12 protein-coding genes and 1 other RNA gene are annotated in these 19,517 nt (G+C 41.0%); 4 read left to right on the top strand and 9 right to left on the bottom strand.

Going from position 1 to position 19,517, the window contains the following annotated elements:
• Window positions 1–19 precede the first annotated feature (19 nt).
• The 4 genes from NG78_RS01785 to NG78_RS01800 all read right to left on the bottom strand — a co-directional run bounded on the left by NG78_RS01785 (window position 20) and on the right by NG78_RS01800 (window position 7,509).
• Window positions 20–2,305 carry an InlB B-repeat-containing protein gene (locus NG78_RS01785; RefSeq protein ID WP_004134930.1) on the bottom strand — a complete coding sequence of 762 codons (2,286 nt, stop codon included), beginning with the start codon at window positions 2,303–2,305 and terminating at the stop codon, window positions 20–22.
• Between the two features lie 222 nt (window positions 2,306–2,527).
• On the bottom strand, window positions 2,528–4,915 hold the full coding sequence (locus NG78_RS01790) for a DNA gyrase/topoisomerase IV subunit B (RefSeq protein WP_004134928.1): 2,388 nt from the start codon (window positions 4,913–4,915) through the stop codon (window positions 2,528–2,530).
• Between the two features lie 92 nt (window positions 4,916–5,007).
• Entirely contained in the window at window positions 5,008–6,513 is a 1,506-nt protein-coding gene (locus NG78_RS01795) for an RNA polymerase sigma factor (RefSeq protein ID WP_004134926.1), read from the bottom strand.
• Window positions 6,514–6,618: 105 nt separating this feature from the next.
• Complete coding sequence (locus NG78_RS01800) at window positions 6,619–7,509, bottom strand: hypothetical protein (RefSeq protein ID WP_004134923.1); 891 nt, start codon at window positions 7,507–7,509, stop codon at window positions 6,619–6,621.
• Window positions 7,510–7,743: 234 nt separating this feature from the next.
• Between NG78_RS01800 and NG78_RS01805 the strand changes: the two genes are divergently transcribed.
• The gene (locus NG78_RS01805) at window positions 7,744–8,850 is read left to right on the top strand and encodes a polyprenyl synthetase family protein (RefSeq protein ID WP_004134921.1); all 1,107 of its coding nucleotides are present in this window, start codon (window positions 7,744–7,746) and stop codon (window positions 8,848–8,850) included.
• Between the two features lie 107 nt (window positions 8,851–8,957).
• Window positions 8,958–11,171, top strand: a complete 2,214-nt coding sequence (locus tag NG78_RS01810) for a protein kinase domain-containing protein (RefSeq protein ID WP_004134919.1) — start codon at window positions 8,958–8,960, stop codon at window positions 11,169–11,171.
• A gap of 110 nt (window positions 11,172–11,281) precedes the next feature.
• Here NG78_RS01810 and NG78_RS01815 read toward each other — a convergent pair whose 3' ends face one another.
• Entirely contained in the window at window positions 11,282–11,992 is a 711-nt protein-coding gene (locus NG78_RS01815; protein WP_004134917.1) for a lysophospholipid acyltransferase family protein, read from the bottom strand.
• Window positions 11,993–12,071: 79 nt separating this feature from the next.
• On the opposite strand from NG78_RS01815, the gene NG78_RS01820 reads away from it, so the two are divergent.
• Entirely contained in the window at window positions 12,072–12,623 is a 552-nt protein-coding gene (locus NG78_RS01820; RefSeq protein WP_004134916.1) for a hypothetical protein, read from the top strand.
• Between the two features lie 185 nt (window positions 12,624–12,808).
• Here the strand turns inward: NG78_RS01820 and secA are convergent, their stop codons facing one another.
• Both secA and hpf read right to left on the bottom strand, forming a co-directional pair.
• The gene (gene secA / locus NG78_RS01825) at window positions 12,809–15,595 is read right to left on the bottom strand and encodes a preprotein translocase subunit SecA (protein ID WP_004134915.1); all 2,787 of its coding nucleotides are present in this window, start codon (window positions 15,593–15,595) and stop codon (window positions 12,809–12,811) included.
• A 216-nt stretch (window positions 15,596–15,811) separates the two neighbouring features.
• Complete coding sequence (gene hpf, locus NG78_RS01830; RefSeq protein WP_004134914.1) at window positions 15,812–16,483, bottom strand: ribosome hibernation-promoting factor, HPF/YfiA family; 672 nt, start codon at window positions 16,481–16,483, stop codon at window positions 15,812–15,814.
• A gap of 212 nt (window positions 16,484–16,695) precedes the next feature.
• Between hpf and rnpB the strand changes: the two genes are divergently transcribed.
• An RNA gene (rnpB, locus tag NG78_RS05930) (RNase P RNA component class A) lies at window positions 16,696–17,069 on the top strand.
• Here rnpB and NG78_RS01835 read toward each other — a convergent pair.
• Window positions 17,066–17,737 (bottom strand): HAD family hydrolase, encoded by a 672-nt coding sequence (locus NG78_RS01835; protein WP_004134913.1) that lies wholly within the window; start codon window positions 17,735–17,737, stop codon window positions 17,066–17,068. The two genes, rnpB and NG78_RS01835, sit on opposite strands and share 4 nt — an antisense overlap.
• Window positions 17,721–19,505, bottom strand: coding sequence for a DNA repair protein RecN (gene recN, locus NG78_RS01840; protein ID WP_004134912.1), 1,785 nt, complete (start codon window positions 19,503–19,505; stop codon window positions 17,721–17,723). The genes NG78_RS01835 and recN overlap by 17 nt, the downstream gene beginning before the upstream one ends.
• Between the last annotated feature and the right edge of the window lie 12 nt (window positions 19,506–19,517).

The following is a 19,517-nucleotide window of genomic DNA, read 5'->3' as shown; positions in this document are numbered from 1 at the left end:
ACTGCCTATTATTTACCACTTATAAATAGTTTCTGCGCTTGCGATTTGCAGCAAATGATTCAGCAAGTCCGGCGAAACCTGCGAAAAGCGAAGCAATTGCGGAAGCGAGAATTGGAGTTGTGGCTGAGCCAGTTTTAGGAAGATGCTTAACAACGCGCTTATCTTCCGGTTGCTCCGGTTGCTCCGGTTGCGAAAGAGCTGGAGCCGGTGCAGGTTCTGGCTCTGCTTCAGCAGGCGTCAGAATCGGAGCTGGAGAAACAGGAACCGGCAATTCAGGAACTGGAACTGGATTTGGCTCTGGTTCTGGCGTAGGCATTGGAGTTGGAGGTGTAGGAGGAGTTGGCTTCTTAGTAACAGTTACTGTTGCAGCTGCTGTAGCGGTCTCTCCGCCATTATCTGTTACACTAAACGTAATATTATACGAACCAACTTTAGTATTATCAAAACCACCGTTGTTAGTAAGCTTTACTTTGCTTGTTATGTCTCCATCTTCCCTATCTTTAGCAGACACAACAAGACTATTTAAATCAAGCGAATCGCCCTCAGTAATAGTCTTATTCTGGACTGTAATAACTGGTGGATAATCCTTGAAAATAGAGTAAACTGTTAAATCGCTACTCACTCTAGTGCTAGCACTAAATACTGCACCACTTCCGTCTTGCTTTTCATTCCACCCTTCAAAAGTAAAACCATCTTTCGAAGGATTTGCCGGCATCGACTCAGTAGTCCACTCATCACTATCAATAGACTTGTTTTCTTGCACTTTTACTTGTGCATACCGAGTTTCTCCATTCATAAATGTAACTGTATGGCCAGCAGCTACCCACTTCGGGAAGACAACAAAGGTGTGATTTGTAGAGCAATACTGCGTACCGAGTTTACTGCCAAACGTATTAACGCCCTTGCTATCTCTAATCACAGCAAATAAATACGGGTAGGTAATAGTCTGAGCATTAAACGGTACGTAAGCAACGGTTGTGCTATTAATGATTGTTTTATCATCATCACTCATACGGTCATACGATGTGTATGCTATGCCGTTTGTCTTTCTAGCAACATAGAACTGCCAGCCATCAAACTTAAAACCTGCTTTAACAGGATGTATAAGATTGCCATTGTTATCTTTAGGGAACTGAATAGCGTTATCTTTTACACGAATACGTTTAAAAATATTGTCATCATTATACTGGAACTTCCAGTTACCATCGGATCGATAGTCACCATTATCTTTTTTTGGCTGCTCATACGAGAAGCACTTGTCTGCTACCGACTCATCCTTGGCATACACAATTTCCAATGCGTTTAAACGGAAATATTTGTTTTGATACGCTTTATTAGACGCGTTAGCTGGAGTCCAAGTGAAGTTGCTAACACTAGGTGTAAATTCATCACCTTCACCTGCAGAAACATTGTTGTACGTCACATAATACGGACTTGGAATTGTGCTATTTACCACTGACACTTCGTAAGTATGGCTTGAATCATAGCTACCCAAGCTTTTTGTTGCACTAGTAGCAGTATTAGGATCATAAGTACCAGCAGTAGTTGCTACTACCTTGTTGTTATCGGTTGTATCTATTATCTTAAATTCAATTTTAGCAAACGCATTCTTTACGTCTTGCCTACTTGAGTCCAGCGTGGAACCAAAATCCCAATTCACAAAATTCAATTGGCCAAAATCGCTATCAGCTTTAACAAGCGCATTGTTATTATCACCGTTCATTGTTTCCCAACAGAGACTTACTCTAAGCTCAGTTGTTTGTGTTTGAGGTTTAGGAGTTTGATTAGGACCTGGCTTACCACTAGCAAAAAGCGCTTGATTAAAAATCGTTGTAGAAACTGGGGCTTCATTACCTTTAGGCTTTGAATCAATGTTTGATTCAGCTTTTGTATCAGTATTTACAACAGAATCTGCATTAGATTTAGCAGTAGTCTCAACTACAGTGCTTACATTAGTATTTGTATCAAGCTTTGCATCAGACTTTACATCGCTCTTAGCTTCAAGCTTGGATTCAGTTTTTGTATTAGAATTTGGTTTCGAATTCGTTTCAGGTTTTATATTATCTTTATCAGAAGAATCAGAAGGATCAGAAGACTTTATGCCATTTGTCTCAGAAGAATTGGTTTCTTGAGAAGAAGTATTTTCAATTGGGGGGGGGGTAGTGACTTTTGCAGTAGAAACACCCGAAATAGTAGGAGTAGAAGCTTCAGCCGCATTCGCAGTCTGCGAAACGCAAAAAGCGCAAGCCGCAGCAGCAATACTCATCATCGTAGTCGATAATAAAATCACAGTTTTCTTGTTCATTTTTCCCTCTTATAAAACAAATTCTAAGAAAATCAATAAATGCAAAATCCCAGACTCACTTCCACTATTGAAGTAAACCTGCATTTGCAATTATATCATAAAATCATTATAACTTAACAAAATGTCATAATGTAATTACAATTCAAAATTTGTAATACACATTACATAATGCGAAGAAAATTACAAATATTACACAACCTAAAACACAAGCAAAAGCAAAAATCAGGTATCGATTTTGGAACGATCAAAGTCGTCTGCGTTATCAACAATAAACTGCTTTCGCGGAGGAACATCATCGCCCATTAGCAAATCAAATACTTCACTCGCCTGCTGAGCATCTTCCATACGAATCCTTCGAAGCATGCGAGTTCTAGGATCCATAGTGGTGTCTGCAAGCTGATCTGCATCCATCTCACCCAAGCCCTTGTAACGCTGAATATCGCTGTTAAAATCAATGCCCTTAGCTTGCAAATCGTTGAGCTTTCCAGCCAATTCGTCGTCTGAATACGTGTAAATATACTCGCCCTTGCGCTTTCCAGCGAGCGCAATCCTGTGAAGAGGAGGCACTGCAGCATAAACATGGCCGTGCTCAATAAGCGGACGCATATAACGATAGAACAGCGTTAGAAGCAAAATACGAATATGCGCGCCGTCAACATCTGCATCGGTCATCATAACAATCTTGTTATAACGCGCTTGCGAAATATCGAAACTTGCGCCAGATCCTGCTCCAACAACCTGAATAATTGCAGCGCACTCTTTGTTGGAAAGCATTTGTGCAAGACTTGCCTTTTGCACGTTCAAAATCTTACCGCGAATTGGAAGAAGCGCTTGGAAAGCAGAATTTCGAGCAGCTTTTGCAGTGCCAAGTGCAGAATCGCCCTCGACGATGAAAAGTTCTGCAACATCGTCGTTTCCAGGCTGGCAGTCAGAAAGTTTCGGCGGCATTGAAGCAGACTCAAGAGCGTTCTTTCTGCGGGTAACTTCCTTAGTTTTACGCGCCTGAATACGCGCATGCATTTCGGAAACTATTTTTTCCAAAACTCTAGAAGACTGCTCTTTAAAACCTCGCTTAGAACCAGTTATCATTTCGCCAAATTGAGCGTCAGTCATTTTCATAACTATTGGCTTAACTTGAGCGGTTCCAAGAACATCCTTAGTTTGACCTTGGAATTGAGGCTCTGCAATACGAACAGTTACGACTGCTACCAAGCCTGCCATAATGTCGTCGCGCTCAATTTTTGTGTTAGCGTCTTTAAGATTTACTTTAAGCTTTCTAGCATTATCTTCCACGGCTTTACGAATTTGCTTAGTTAATCCCTGCATAAAGCCGTCAACGTGCATACCTCCGCCAGGAGTTTCAACAACGTTTACGAAACTAATAATCGTTGAATCGTAGCCGTTTACCCAGCGCATTGCAATATCAACACCGCATTTTCGAGTTACTTGCTGCGCGTGTAATTCACCAGAAGAGTCAACGGCTTGCGTTTCTTCTATATAAGTATCTTCGCCAGAAATGCGCCAAATATCGGATACTGCTTCACCTTTTGAAAGAAAATCAACGAAATCTTTAACACCGCCGTTGTGCAAAAACTCAATAACGCGAGGGTGATGCTTATTTTGCACTGAGTTAGCAGACTCAGCATTTGCAATAGATTGTGCTGTTGATTCTTCAGATTTATTGTCTTCAGACTCACTATCTTCAGACTTATCTTCATCTTCTAATGCTGTTTCAGATTCTAATTCTTCAAATTCAACCGCAGAGTCATCGATATTATCAGGCTGATTTTCAAGAAGATTATTTTCCGCAATATTATCTTCTGCAGCATTATTTTCTACAAGATTATCTTCAGAAGAATCAATTTCTTCAATATTTGCAGATTCACCTTCCGGAACGTGCTCGTCAATAACAGTAATTTTTAAGCCTGGAACCAAAAAACTTGTTTGACGAACCCTGTCAATAAGCTGCTCGTAACTAAAATGAGCAGTAGAATTGAAGATTTCTGGATCCGCCCAATAGCGTACACGAGTTCCGGTAGTTTTTGGCGAAACAGTGCCAATAATTTCAAGCTCAGTAGGCTTGTTCTTACGCGTACGCTTAAATGGAGAGGCTGGAGATGGATGCTCCGGGTCAGCATCGCTATACACACCAGGATGCCCTTGATGGAACGCCATATGATGCGTTTTACCGTCTCTATCGACTTCAACATCTAAACGCAAGCTTAAAGCGTTTACAACAGAAGATCCAACACCGTGCAAACCGCCTGCAGCATTATAAGAAGCGTTACCAAACTTTGCTCCAGCGTGAAGCTTAGTTAAAACAACTTCAACACCAGTGAGCTTTGTTTTTGGCTCAACATCTACTGGAATACCACGACCATTATCTGCAACTTCAATAGATCCATCGTCGTGAAGAGTAACAATAATATGGTCACAAGCACCCGCCAAAGCCTCGTCAACCGCATTATCAATAATCTCCCAAAGGCAATGCATTAAGCCTTGGCTGTCTGTAGTGCCAATATACATGCCTGGACGCTTTCTTACAGCATCCAAGCCTTCTAGCACTGTCAAACTGTCGGCATCATATTGCTCTTGCTCTTTAGAGACCACTTCTACCCCTTATATAAGCTAACTATTAAGCAATAAGTGTCGCATCTTACTAAAGTAACAACACGACACTTTTGCAATATAACGTTACAAAATCACTGATCCAAGAAGTCACGCAAAGTTTGCGATCTAGAAGGATGACGCAACTTAGACATTGTCTTAGACTCAATCTGGCGAATACGCTCACGAGTAACGCCATAAACGCGACCAATATCGTCTAAAGTCTTAGGCTGACCATCTTCCAAGCCGTAACGCATCTTAATAACACCAGCCTCCCGAGGAGCCAATGTTTCAAGAACCTGCCTGAACTGCTCTTGCAAAAGAGAGAATGCTACAGCATCAGATGGTGCGATTGCATCGGTATCTTCAATTAAATCGCCAAACTCGGAATCGCCATCTTCGCCCAAAGGAGTGTGCAAAGATATAGGCTCACGCCCATACTTTTGTACTTCCTGCACCTTTTCAACTGGCATATCAAGCTCGCGCGCAAGCTCATCTGGCGTAGGCTCGCGACCCAAGTCTTGAAGCATTTGACGTTGGACTCTAGAAAGTTTGTTAATAACTTCCACCATATGCACTGGAACTCGAATTGTACGAGCCTGATCTGCCATTGCGCGAGTGATTGCCTGGCGAATCCACCATGTTGCGTAAGTGGAGAACTTAAAGCCCTTCTTCCAATCGAACTTTTCGACAGCTCGAATTAAACCAAGATTACCTTCCTGAATTAAATCAAGGAAAAGCATTCCTCGGCCGGTATAGCGCTTAGCAAGAGAAACAACAAGACGCAAGTTTGCTTCCAAAAGATGGTCTTTTGCTTTCTTTCCGTCCGCTGCAGCCCACTTAAGTTCGCGCTTGCGCTTAAATTCCATATTGTCAATATCAGTATCGAGTAAATGCTGAGCATACAAGCCAGCCTCAATACGTTCCGACAAATCAACTTCCTGCTCAGCGTTCAGCAAGCTAACGCGGCCAATCTGCTTCAAATAATCCTTAACAGGGTCAGCAGTAGCTCCTGTAGCAATAACTCGACGCTTAGGATTTCCGGAAGGAGTTAAATTATCGTCATCATCGTCGTCACGAACAATAAACGCGCCCTTAGCTTGTGGAACCTGAGGAACATCATGCTTATGCTGATCATTATCTTCGGCATCTTCAAGATCATCTACATCATCTTCAAGATCAGTATCAACATCTACATCAACATCTTCAAGATCGTCAACATCAGCTATATCTTCCGGATGAATATCATCCAAATCGTCCAAATTCATTTGATCTTCATCGTCAAGATGATCATCATCTAATGAATCGTCAATAGCTAATGAATCACCATCTTCGATAGCATCATTTTGAGCATTATCAATACTGTCATCACTATTGTTACGAATTTCTGCTTCAACTTCAGATTCAACTTCGCTGGAGCCTGGCTCAGTATCAGTTTGATTTTCAACTGCTTTTTTTGAACGAGAACTACGCGTTTTACTAGCAGCAGACGAAGTGCGAGCGCGACTTTGTCGTGCAGTACTTGTTTTACGTGCTTTTACAGGCTTGTTACCATCTTGCTCTTCGCTCTGATCAGCTGATGATTCAACTTCGCTCGTCAAACTGTTCCTCCTGTAGTATCCCCTTGCAGCGCATATAGGCATAGTTCAAGCAAGGGCAAGTTTTACCTTAAGTAGTAAACCATTTAAGCACGACGATTATTCCCCTTATTTTTCTTGCGGCGTGGCGCATTCTGATATCCAGGCTGGTTCAAGCTTATTTTCATAAGCTCCTTCAACAATTTTTGCCATTGTGCAATCATTATCTATACTCAATGCTCGCTCAGTATATTTTTTAACGTTACCTAGCCTAAACCACCAGCTAATATATGCTAAAAGTGCGTAAATTTGCACTGTTAACTCTGGAATACTTTGTGTAGCAAACGCCATAACTTGTAGCACTCTGCATGCTGTTATGGCTCTTTTTATATTAGGTATTTTGCTTGTTTGAATAAACTTAGCTTCTAAAAATTGGCGCAATCTATCTGACACCATAGGCGTGTGTGGATACCATGCGAATTCTGCTAAAGCATTGTCGTCATACCATTCTTGATTTTCATCTAAAATAGATATAAGCATTGCGTCGCGCACGTTAATATTGTGAAACATTCCAATAGCAAGATTTACTAAATCATAGCCAAACATTTTCTTGTCGTGTAGAAACATGTCGCACCATCGTACGAACGCAACGCATGCAGTATTTCTAACAGCGCTTTCTTTACCGTTTATGTTCGCGTTTTGAATAAAAGATTTTGAAACTGTTGGAATCCAATGCTGTATGCCTTTAACCCATTGCGAATTTTCGTCACAATTAAAATACGCATATTCTTTTGAGAATGTCATAAAGAAGCTGCATTCTTTTGAAGGATATATTTTTCCTTTAATGTCTGAAATCTCTTGGCCAGCAAAACTAGTAAAATCATCCAATCCAACAAAATCTATTGAATCATCACAAAGATCAGCGCTTTCACCATAAACTTCCAATATGCTTTGAGTATCAAAATCATCAATGCAACTATGCGAAATCTTCTCTTCTAAATCAACACTTGCTACTGCCATAACAATTACTCCCCTTCATTAATGTGTATTGCACATATACATTGCACATATATGTATTTGCTCATGATTTTTTATTATTAAATCAAGCTTTACGAGCGTAATTCTTGATATGTGTAAGTTTCTCAATATGCGAAATAGTATTCAATAAAAAACGATTGCAACGGTTAGAAGCTCATTAAATCGTACAAACTATTGTGTTTTACATTGTTTAGCCCTGTGGATAACTTTCATAATATGAGCACTTTAACGGACGATACTTGCAATCTTGCTGCTATTGAATCTCGAATTGCGTATTTAATTTCGCAACAATTTTGCACAAGCGCCGAAAATAATCTTTCTTCAACCTGTAAAACAACGTTACAGCAGGTAATAAAGCAAGCTATCGTTTCTAGCGAAGGTGGTAAGCGTCTTAGAGCTCTACTTACTATAAGTGCTTATAATGCTGCTTCTAGCGAAAAAGCCACGAATAAGCTTCAAGATACAGCTTTATTTGATATTGCTTGTGCTTTAGAAGTATTTCAAACCGCAGCATTAATTCATGACGACATTATTGACGAGTCAGCTTTAAGACGAGGAAAACCAAGTGCATATTGTGCATTAAGTTCTGTGTGCAACAACAAGCACATAGGATCAGGGCTTGGCCTTATGCTTGGTGATTTGCTTGCTACAGAAAGCTTTGATATTACTAGAAATTCAGCGAAATATTTTACTTATAGTGAAGAATTACTTCAAGCTTTTGCTTCAATGCAACGAAATGTGGGTATTGGTCAAGTTTTGGATTTGTCCATTGAAATGATGCAACTTGACAATCCATCTGAGCTTGCACAATCTTCTCTTAATGTGTTTAGGTGGAAAACAGCAAGTTATACGACTATTGCCCCTTTAACACTTGGTTTTCTTGCTGCATCAATGAATCCAGACGATGCTTATAATCTAGCTAATTCTATTGGAGACCCTCTTGGCATCGCTTTCCAGCTTGCTGACGATTTGCTTGACATTGTTTCAGATAGCAAGCTTACAGGGAAACCTATTGGTGGAGATATTCGCGAAGGAAAACGTGCTGTACTGCTTGCAGACGCGTTGCAATACGGCAGTAATCAAGAAAAAGAAATACTAACTAAAGCTTATACAAGCGAAGAACGCTGTGAAAGCGACGTTGAAAAAATAATACAAATCTACCATACTTCGGGAGCTATTGAACGTTCAAAACAACGTATTATGAATCTTTGGCAGAAGTCAAATAATTCAATTGATGAAAGTCCTCTAAGTGGCAGCGGTAAAGCAATACTTCATAATATAAGCGAACGCTTTATACCTGAAGCATGGCGTAATGTACAATAGTATTTGAGTGTAACTATCGAAAGCAACCATACTTACTACGTTACTTGTAAAATCATTCGTAGGCTTGTAAATAGTAAGCAAGGTTTACGCGTATAAGGATTGTGACAATGGATGAAGCTACTCAGGTTCAGCCTGGCATGTGCATTGAAAATCGCTATCGTATTGTGCGTAAAATTGCTCAAGGTGGTATGGCTACGGTGTACCAGGCGCAGGATGAGCGTCTCGATAGGCCTGTCGCAATTAAAATAATGCACACTCAGCTTGCTCAAGGAGTGCATCGCCAGCAGTTTATTGCTCGATTCCGCAGAGAAGCAACTTCTGCAGCAGCTATAGCAAACCCGCATATTGTCCAAGTTTATGACACTGGCGAATACGACGGTCTTGATTATCTTGTTATGGAGTATGTGCATGGCGTTAATTTGCGCTACGAGATGAACATGCAAGGCACTTTTAGTGTTCGTGACACCTTACGCTTATTGGCTGAAACTTTAGACGGTCTTGCTTCCGCACACCAAGCTGGAGTCGTGCATAGAGATATTAAGCCTGAAAATATTTTGATTAATGATCGCGGCCACGTGCAGATTACTGATTTTGGCTTAGCTCGCGCAATATCTCAGGCAACTCTTTCTTCTACCGGATTATTGCTTGGAACGGCAGCTTATCTAGCTCCAGAACTTATTGAGAACAATCTTGCAACACCTCAAGGTGATTTATATTCTGCCGGAATGATGGCATGGGAAATGCTTGCGGGACGAGTTCCTTTTACTGCAGATAATCCTGTAACACTAGTGTTTAAGCATGTTCACGAAAACACTCCTTCAATAAGCACAGCATGCCCAGATATTAACGAAAAAGTTGCGCAATTTATATCTAAGCTTACTGCGCGCGATATGAACGATCGACCAGATAATGCTATAGAAGCGTTAACGCAATTGCGAAATCTTTCAAAACAATTAAGTGCTGAAGACTGGCAATATAAAATTGATGCTGTTAAGGAAGAGCAAGATTCCGACTCGTTATCTCCTCTAGACAATCTGCGCCTTAAAGATATTGATAAGTCCGATAGCGATAATAAGACTAAAGATTATAAGTATTCTCAAGATTCAGATGATTCTACAAGCGATTTAGATGCTACTCAAGCAATAAGCACTGCCGCTGTAAAATCTGAAGAAAATACTGACTCTGATTCTCAAAGCAATCCGCTTGAAGAATTTGACGACAGCAATATGCCAACTATTGCAATTGATTCACACGAGCTTAATCGCAATAAGACTTCTATAAATCCACTAATTCCAACATTGCAACCTGCAAGCTTTAATTCAGACTCTAAAAAAGATTCCTCTTCTAAAAAGCGAGTAATTGCTATTGCTGGAGGAAGTGTTCTTGCAGTTCTAGTTCTTGGTGCTATTGGAAGCTTCTGGTACTTCCTAGGCCCTGGCAGCTACTGGACGCTTCCTAAGCCGGATGATCTTCGATGCGCAAATCAAGCAGCTTGCAAAGTTAAAGATGTTAGTTGGCAAGAATATGAGCATACTTTGAAGGTTGCTGGAATTCCTTACACGGTTTCCAAAGACTACAGTGATGATGTTGATTCAGGAAAAGTTCTTGCCACTGTGCCTGATGTTGTTGGAAGTCACATTAGTAAGCACTCGAATAGTAAGCTTCGTATTATACTTTCGCTCGGTATTAAAAAAGCTACAATTCCTTCTGATATTACTAATCCAAAAACTCGTAATGGTAAGAAACCATTGCAAGCACTTCGTAAAGCTGGATTTACTCATATTATTCATCGAACTTCACTCGACGTTTACTCTATTGAAATCCCAGAAGGAAGCGTTGTTGACATTACTCCTAAACCGGGCACGCGCATGAATCACAATGAGGAAGTTAGTTTGCTTCTTTCTAAAGGACCTATGCCTGTTCAAATGCCGGATATTGTTAATCACACTAAGGATGATGCTGACGTTGCTCTTAGTGGTGCTAAATTAGACGTAAAGTACGAAGAGGAAAATAGCGATACTGTTGCAAAAGGTAGGATTATTAGTGCTTCTGTTGAACCCGGTACTCAAATGCACTGGGGAGACAGCGTAAAAGTTGTTGTTTCAAAAGGACCTAAATCTGTTACCTTACCAAATGTTTGCGGCAAAAACACTGCAGAAGCTCGTAGGATTATTGAAAGCCTTGGTCTGCAGGTTAAAATATCTGCTCCTCTTGGAGATTATATGCATGTAGTTAGGTTCCAATCCCCTGGAGCTGGCAGCGAAGTTCCTTTGAAGGATTCACACGGAAATCCTTCTGTTATTACTCTTACAGTAATCTAAGATACAGTTTATTTACTGCTTTAAAATACAGTTCATTCACTGTTTCCGCTATTTTTACTGGTTCTTGAGCTTACAGCTTTACAACTGTTACTAACTTGTATTAGTGCACGTTATTGCTTATTAGCTTGATTATCTTTTGCAGCTTGACGCATACGTTCTTTTACAGTTTGAGCATATTCGTCAACGTACTCTTGGCCGCTCATCTGTTGAATTGCTTTCGTTATTTGATCAGTAATTTCACGAAGACGCTCGTGAGTAATCTCACTTTCGTCTTTTACACGCTCTACTTGAATAGGCTCACCATAAATTGCCTGCGTTTTGCCTTTGGCAGGAATTACTTGACCTTGAACCTGCAAATCTCTTGTGCCAATAATTGCCACAGGAATGATTGGGCATCCAGTTTCAAGAGCGAGACGAGCAGCACCAGTGTGACCTCTATATAGTCTTCCGTCTGGGCTTCTTGTGCCCTCAATGTGAATACCGAAAAGCTGACCTTTTTCTATAATCTCACGAGCATGATTTAAAGCTCCAAGCGATTTTGAACCACCAGAACGATCAACTGGGAACACACCAACGGAAGTAAACCACCACTTCTTAAAACGTCCCTTTAAGCCTTTCCCTTCAAAATATTCGGCTTTACCCATAAAGTGAATCATACGTGGGCAAGTTAAAGGAAGTAGCGCATCGTCAATAACAGCAAGATGATTCGCTGCAATAATTGCTCCACCTTTTTTAGGAACATTATGAACGCCTTTTGCTGATGGATGAATCCTCATGCGGGCAATACCCCCAAGACCCTTCACGAAGAACCAGTACAACATAGCATATCCTTTCTGCAAGCAAGCAGGCACTCGCTAATTTACGCACCAAGAATCAGGCATACTTGCTAGAGTATAATTCATGACTTCTTCTAAGGATACCAACGACCCTCACCGTTACGGAAAAGGAATGTCACAATCATCAAATAATGAGAATGAAAAGAATAGTAAAAATTTTGAAGATGATTGGCTGAATTTTATTACGGATCATTCGGATGAATTAAAAGATATTTCTAATTCTCGCGACGCAAAAAGTTTTGAAAAGCATGCTAAGAAGAAAGAGAATGCGCAGAATTTTTATTTGATTGCAAAAAATAGTAGAGGCCCACGCGACAATACTCGCACAAGTTGGCTTGACGTAGATACGACTATGGACGAGTATGGCGATGATTTTGTGCCTCCTAATCCAAAGTTGGAAGATATTTCTCCAGTTACATTTGTTTTATGGACTGTTTTTGCTGTTGGTATTGCTGGTATTATTTTGAGTGCTTTTCTTCCATCTTTCGCAACTATTGTTGGAATTATAAGCGCAATATTAATGCTTTTAGGCGGATTAGGGATATTTTTAAACCGTAAAAAACCAGATCCTTATAAAGAAGATTATAGAGATTATGGGAGTGGAGCTAGAGTGTAACAAAAGCATAAAACGTGTCTTAGAATAAACGCTTTTATTAGATTGCAAAAGTATTTTGAATAAAAATAAAAGTAGAAGGCCAATACAAAACGTATGTAGCCTTCTACTTTACTTTTAGCTTATTTATTTTTAGTTTATTTTTTTCTAAGCTTAAATTTTCACTTAAGTTCTAGCTTAAGTTTTGCTTAGTTTTCAGCTTCATTCTGTCCATGGCAAAGCTTGTACTTACGTCCAGAACCGCATGGGCATTCATCATTCTTGTTAGTTCCTGGGAACGTACGACCATCGGACCAAGGGGTCTTCCACTCTTCGTTCTTTGGTCGCATGCTTAACGGAACATCGCCTTCAGCATGGCTCAAAGGTGCAGGTCCAACAATTCCAGATGGCTGATCTTGAGAATCAACTTCGGCTTCTGCCTGAGCAACATCCTCATCGACAGAAGAATCAGAAGAAGTATCTTCTGTAGAAGCAACCTGCTCAAGATTAATGTGGAACAGAAGCTGCACACTTTCTTCCTTGATTGCTTCAATCATGGAGTTGTACATCTGATAGCCTTCACGCTGATACTCAACAAGAGGATCGCGCTGGCCCATGCCGCGAAGACCAATACCATCCTTCAAGTAGTCCATCTCATAAAGATGTTCACGCCACTTGCGATCAAGCACAGCCAGCACAACACGACGCTCAATCTGACGAATTGCGTCAGATCCAATGCGCTTTTCAAAGATATCGTAGAAATTGTTTACGTTATCAACAATCAAATCTCGCAAAGCAATAACAGCTTTTTCACCTTTAAGCTTAGAAATTGTTTCACGAACCTGATCCCAATCGAGAATAACAGGCATAACTGCTAACAAAGCGTTCTGCAAGCCGTCCAAATCCCAGTTCTTTGGCTTATCAGAACCGTTCATTGCGCCACGAACATAGCTTTCCACAGTGTCACTAATGAACTTCAAGATGTCCTCATGAATATCTTCACCCTTAAGAACCATCTGACGTTCTGCATAGATAACAGTACGCTGCTTATTCATAACATCGTCATACTTCAAAACGTTCTTACGCATTTCAAAGTTACGAGCTTCAACAGTCTTCTGCGCCGTGCGCACACCGTTAGAAACATACTTAGATTCGATTGGTTCGCCCTCTGGCAATCCCTTAGCCATAACACGAGCAACAAGCTGAGTGTTGAATAGGCGCATCAAATCATCTTCCAAGCTTAAGTAGAAGCGGGACTCACCAGGATCACCCTGACGACCAGAGCGGCCTCGAAGCTGATTATCAATACGGCGAGATTCGTGACGCTCAGTACCAAGCACATACAAGCCACCAAGCTTCTTAACTTCTTCGTGCTCGTCCTTAACCTGCTCTTTAACTTCGGCTAAAACGCCTGGCCAACGCTTCTCATACTCTTCAGGAGTATCGTCTGGAGAATATCCTTCAGCCTTCAACTTAGCGTCTGCAAGGAACTCAACATTGCCGCCGAGCATAATATCAGTACCACGGCCTGCCATGTTAGTAGCAACAGTTACAGCACCCTTACGGCCTGCAACAGCAACAACAGCAGCTTCCTTAGCATTCTGCTTAGCATTCAAAACCTGGTGAGGAATGCGAGCAACGTCAAGAAGCGAAGAAAGAATTTCTGAAGATTCAACAGAAGCAGTACCAAGCAATACTGGCTGACCCTTTGCATGACGTTCTGCAACATCGCGCACAATAGCAGTAAGCTTTTCTTTCTTAGTGCGGAAGATTAAATCATCCTTATCCATACGAATAACTGGACGATTAGAAGGAATTGGAAGAACACCAAGCTTGTATGTTCCCATAAATTCTGCAGCTTCAGTTTCTGCAGTACCAGTCATACCAGCAAGCTTGTCGTACATGCGGAAGTAGTTTTGCAAAGTAATCGTAGCAAAAGTCTGATTTTCTGCCTTAACTTCCACGTTTTCCTTAGCTTCAATAGCCTGATGCAAGCCTTCACTGTAACGACGTCCTGGAAGAACACGACCAGTATGCTCGTCGACAATCAAAACCTCACCATTAGTAACCACATAATCGCGGTCAAGAAGGAAGAGTTCCTTAGCTTTAAGAGCATTGTTCAAATAACCAATAAGAGCAGTATTAGCTGGCTCGTAAAGGTTATCAATACCCAAGTAATCCTCAATCTTAGCAATACCAGAATCGAGAATACCTGCAGTTTTCTTCTTTTCGTCAATCTCGTAATCAGCATCGCGATTAAGCTTCAAAACAAGCTTTGCAAACTCGCGATACCAGTGAGTTACGTCGCCTTCAGCAGGACCGGAAATAATCAATGGTGTACGAGCTTCATCAATAAGAATGGAATCAACCTCATCGACAATAGCATAGTGATGACCGCGCTGCACAAGCTCGCTCTTTTCCCAAGCCATGTTATCGCGCAAGTAATCGAAACCAAACTCATTATTTGTACCGTAAGTAATATCAGCATTGTATTGCTTACGACGCTCAGGTGGCTGCTGATCGGTAATAATGCAGCCGACGCTCATACCGAGGAATCGGTAAATACGACCCATAAGCTCACTCTGGTAGCTTGCAAGGTAGTCGTTAACTGTAACAACGTGAACGCCCTTGCCTTCCAAAGCATTCAAATAGCTTGGCAAAGTTGCAACCAGCGTTTTACCTTCACCAGTTTTCATTTCTGCGATATTGCCCCAATGCAATGCCGCACCGCCCATAAGCTGAACATCGAAGTGACGCTGGCCAAGCGTGCGCTTTGAAACCTCTCTAACAGTAGCGAAGGCTTCAGGCATCAAATCATCCAGTTTTGCACCATTATCTAAGCGCTGCTTAAATTTAGCGGTTTGCCCCTTCAATTCTTCATCGGAAAGCGCAGAAATTTCATCTTCTAACGCATTCACAGCCTTGGCAACGTTCTCAAGGCGCTTTAACTGACGGCCTTCACCCATACGCAAGGCTTTATCGACGATATCTACCACGTTTTGCTCCCTTAGGTCATGTCTATGAAGACGGCCTAGCCAACATAGACGTAAACTGTGCCTATATTACGCGACGGCAGCGATTTTTATAAGCACGCGAGTCGATGTAACAAATAAAATGCCCGCCTAGCCATCTAGCAGACGGGCATTTTGTTAATCTAACTTAATTTTTACAAACTCCTAAATACTTTATTACTTTTCGTAATTATTTTATTATTACTTTTTCTTAGCAACATTTTCAGGCGTATCAATCTCAAACACGCCATAGCTCCATCCATGCCTACGATACACAACAGATGGTCGCATTGTTTCTTTATTAACAAACAGGAAGAAATCGTGACCGATTAATTCCATCTCGTACAAAGCTTCATCAATGCTCATTGGCTCTGCAATATGAAGCTTGCGTCGAATAACAATAGGCGTATCACCAACGCTAACTTCTACAGACTCACCAGGGCCTAAATCAGAAGCAACAGCTGCATCCGCACTATTGACAACATCCTCACTAGGCTCCTCAATTTTCATGTCAATTTCTGGCTCAACAGCGCCCATATCAACAGGAACCATTTCCGTGTATCCGCGGCGATGATCCTTGCGGCGATCACGCGTGCGGCGCAAACGTAGCGTCAACTTATCTAGAGCCATGTCAAGAGCACTGTACTGATCAGTGCTAGAAGCTTCTGCGCGAATCACGGTGCTACCTGCAACAACAGTAATTTCAACTCGCTTTGCAGTATCTGCCTGCCTTGGATTACCTTCATGAGTCAACACAATTTGAACGCGCTGCGCATCAGGAGCAATAGCGGTTACGCGATTCATCTTACTTTCTACAACGTCACGGAACCTTTGATTAATCTGCGTATGACGACCAGTAATGACGATTTCCATGCGAAACCTCCCCATGTAGATTCGAACTTTAGGTTCGATTTGTATCAGCCGACTGCCACGATGCCGTCGGTGCTTCTATTATATCTGCTAAATCAATAAGAACCTAGCAAGTTATTAAATTTAAGCAAAAAAATTTCATAATTATTTCGAAAATTTACGCAAAACAACTAATTTTTTACGAGATGAACAATATCTGCTATACTTGGGAAGGTTGAGGTTTCACGATGGCCGCGGTCACAATGTTCATTCGGAGTGACTGAGGAACTTCCGGGCTCCACAGAGCACAATGGCGGATAACGTCCGCCCAGGGCGACCTGAGAGATAGCGCAACAGAGAATAGACCGCCCGAACGTTTCGTTTGGGTAAGGGTGAAACGGCGGTGTAAGAGACCACCGGACTTCTGGTAACAGTTAGTCGCATGGCAAGCCTCATTGGGAGCAAGGTCAAGCAGAAGACGCTTAAAGGCTGCTCGCCTGAGTCTTCGGGTAGACTGCTAGAGTTTGGCGGTAACGTCAAATCGAGATGGATGGCCATCCGTGTGCACTTGTGTACGCGACAAAACCCGGGGTATGTGAAACCTCATCAACTTTTTGGAGCATCTTCGAAGTTGGAAAATACTTCTAAGCATTTCCTAAATGGCAAATCTAAATCATTTTTTGAGCATGATTCATCTACAACACCGTATGTTTTCATTCCAGCTTGTTGAGCAGAATTTAGCGCAGTTGCAGAATCTTCAAAAACTGCACAATCTTTTGTAGCAACCTTAAGAGTTTCTGCTATATCAACATAAGTTTTATAACTGTGTTTTCCTTCTTTAGATAAATCTTCTCCAAATTGCAAAAAATCAAAACAATCTAAAATATTAAGCCTTCTTAACGCAGGCTCGCATAAAGTTTTGGAAAGAGTTGTAATAAGAAACATCTTTACTTTTTTAGAACGCAAATATTTAACATAGTCATAAGCTCCCTTTCTAAGAGGAAGATGATTAGCATAAGCATCAAACGCCATATCTGACCACTCCTTCATTAGTTCTTCAGGAGATTCACTAAAACCGTAATGTTCAATAACATAATCCGCAATTTGTCGAGGATTCATAGCTGCTGTAGTATTTGCAAAAATATCCGGAACACTTAAGCCGCGTTTTGCGAAACTCTTTTTATCAATATCATCCCAAACTCCAAGAGAATCAATAAGAGTTCCGTCAAAATCAAAAATAGCAGCCTTAAAAAACGAATTATTATTCTGCAGCGTCATCAATTATCTTTCTACTTGTTTCCAACAATTCATGCGCATGTTCAAGCGAAGTTTTAGAGTTACTTCCAGCAAGCATACGAGCGATTTCTAACTCGCGAGATTCACCTTCGAGTAGATTAACAGTAGTATCTGCTTCTTGACTTTCAAAATCACCATTATTAACAGGTGAAATATTTTTTTGCACAGCGTATTGCGCATCAGCAAAAGAGGCGACTTGAGGCAAATGCGTAACAACAATCACTTGCGAATGTTTAGCAAGTTTAGCCAAACGCTTTCCTAATTCCACTGCAGCAGCGCCACCAACTCCTGCATCAACTTCGTCAAAAATAAAAGTCATGTTTTTATCATCATGCTCGCGCATTCTTGCAACAACAAGTTCCATTGCAAGCATCAGCCTACTTAGCTCACCGCCAGAAGCACTTTTGCCCATTGGTAAATCTGGAGAAGCTGGAAATGGTTTGAAAAGAAACTCAATATCGTCAATACCGTTTGAATCGAGATCAACTAAACCATCTTGATTTTCACTTCTAGAATTTACTCGAACATTTAATTGAGCGCCATCCATTGCTAAAGAAGATAGCTCACTAGTAACATCATCACTAAGCTTTTTAGCTGCTTTCACACGAGTTGCAGATAATTTCTTAGCTAAATCAAAAGCTTCATCGTAACGCTTATTACAAGCGGCCCTAGCACGCTCAATAGCTTCTGGAGAATCATCTAAATCTTCAAGTTCAAACTGAGCTTTTTGCGCCCAATTAAGAACATCGTCTAAAGTAGGCCCCCATCTTCGCGTAAGCTCACTAAGATCGTGTATTCTTGCGTTTAAAGAATCTAAATCTTCCTCACTTGCATCAAAATCAATCTGCTGAGCAAGCTGCATTACAATATCGTCAAGTTGCGCATGAATATCATCAAGCTGTTGAGCAAGTTTACCAAAGGAATTATCAACTCTAATATTTCGCAATGCTTGAGCAGCCTGATCAATAAGCTCTCTTGCGTCTAAAGATGACGATGAAGCACTATAGTCGATTTGACTAGAGTCAAGCGAGGATAAAGCTGTGCTCACAGCGTTAATAATTTGTGCAGAATTTTCAATGCGCTCTCGCTTTGAACGCAATTCTTCATCTTCATTAGGCTTTGGATCTACTTGTTTTATTTGCGCTAAAGACTCTCGCAAATAGTCAGCTCTCTGACGAGCAGAAGATTCTTGGTTTTCAAGACGATTACATGTTTCTTGAGCATCTTTTAAAGCTTGATAAGCTTGAAAATACTTATTCGCTAATTCACTATTCTTAGCCACTAAATCTAATATTTCACGCTGTTTTGCGCTAGTTGCTATGCGTAATTGATCACTTTGACCATGAATTGTGACCATTTGTGAGCATACGTCTTCAAGCAAAGTTTTTGGAACAGCGAATCCAGATATTGTTGCTCTTGAGCGACCCTGTTTAGGAACAGTTCTTGCAACATACATATCTGACTTTGTTTCATCAATTTCTGAAGTTTCAAGCTCAATACCTGCTTGATTAACAGTTTCTTCCACTTCGCTTGATTTTGGAATGCTAAATACGCCTTGTACCCACGTTTCTTTAGCATTTGGCGAAATTCTAGCAGAATCTGATTTCGAACCAGAAATAAGTTTTATGGCACTTAAAAGCATTGATTTTCCAGCGCCAGTTTCACCTGTAATCGCAGTCATTCGTAAAGAAGGAGTAATAAGCGCGTGTGAAATTGGCCCAAGATTGCGTATTTCTAATTCTTCAAGCACACTATACCTCGT

Source organism: Gardnerella greenwoodii 00703Dmash, assembly GCF_000263635.1.
Classification (GTDB): Bacteria; Actinomycetota; Actinomycetes; order Actinomycetales; family Bifidobacteriaceae; genus Bifidobacterium; species Bifidobacterium greenwoodii.
Note: the sequence above shows the minus strand (reverse complement) of the source record. Positions and strands in the feature narration are given on the sequence as shown.

Excerpts from the sequence above, each read along its gene's own strand:
- NG78_RS01785 (WP_004134930.1), bottom strand. The coding sequence starts at position 2,305 with ATGAACAAGAAAACTGTGATTTTATTATCGACTACGATGATGAGTATT.
- NG78_RS01800 (WP_004134923.1), bottom strand. The coding sequence starts at position 7,509 with ATGGCAGTAGCAAGTGTTGATTTAGAAGAGAAGATTTCGCATAGTTGC.
- NG78_RS01805 (WP_004134921.1), top strand. The coding sequence starts at position 7,744 with ATGAGCACTTTAACGGACGATACTTGCAATCTTGCTGCTATTGAATCT.
- NG78_RS01810 (WP_004134919.1), top strand. The coding sequence starts at position 8,958 with ATGGATGAAGCTACTCAGGTTCAGCCTGGCATGTGCATTGAAAATCGC.
- NG78_RS01815 (WP_004134917.1), bottom strand. The coding sequence starts at position 11,992 with ATGTTGTACTGGTTCTTCGTGAAGGGTCTTGGGGGTATTGCCCGCATG.
- NG78_RS01820 (WP_004134916.1), top strand. The coding sequence starts at position 12,072 with ATGACTTCTTCTAAGGATACCAACGACCCTCACCGTTACGGAAAAGGA.
- hpf (WP_004134914.1), bottom strand. The coding sequence starts at position 16,483 with ATGGAAATCGTCATTACTGGTCGTCATACGCAGATTAATCAAAGGTTC.
- NG78_RS01835 (WP_004134913.1), bottom strand. The coding sequence starts at position 17,737 with ATGACGCTGCAGAATAATAATTCGTTTTTTAAGGCTGCTATTTTTGAT.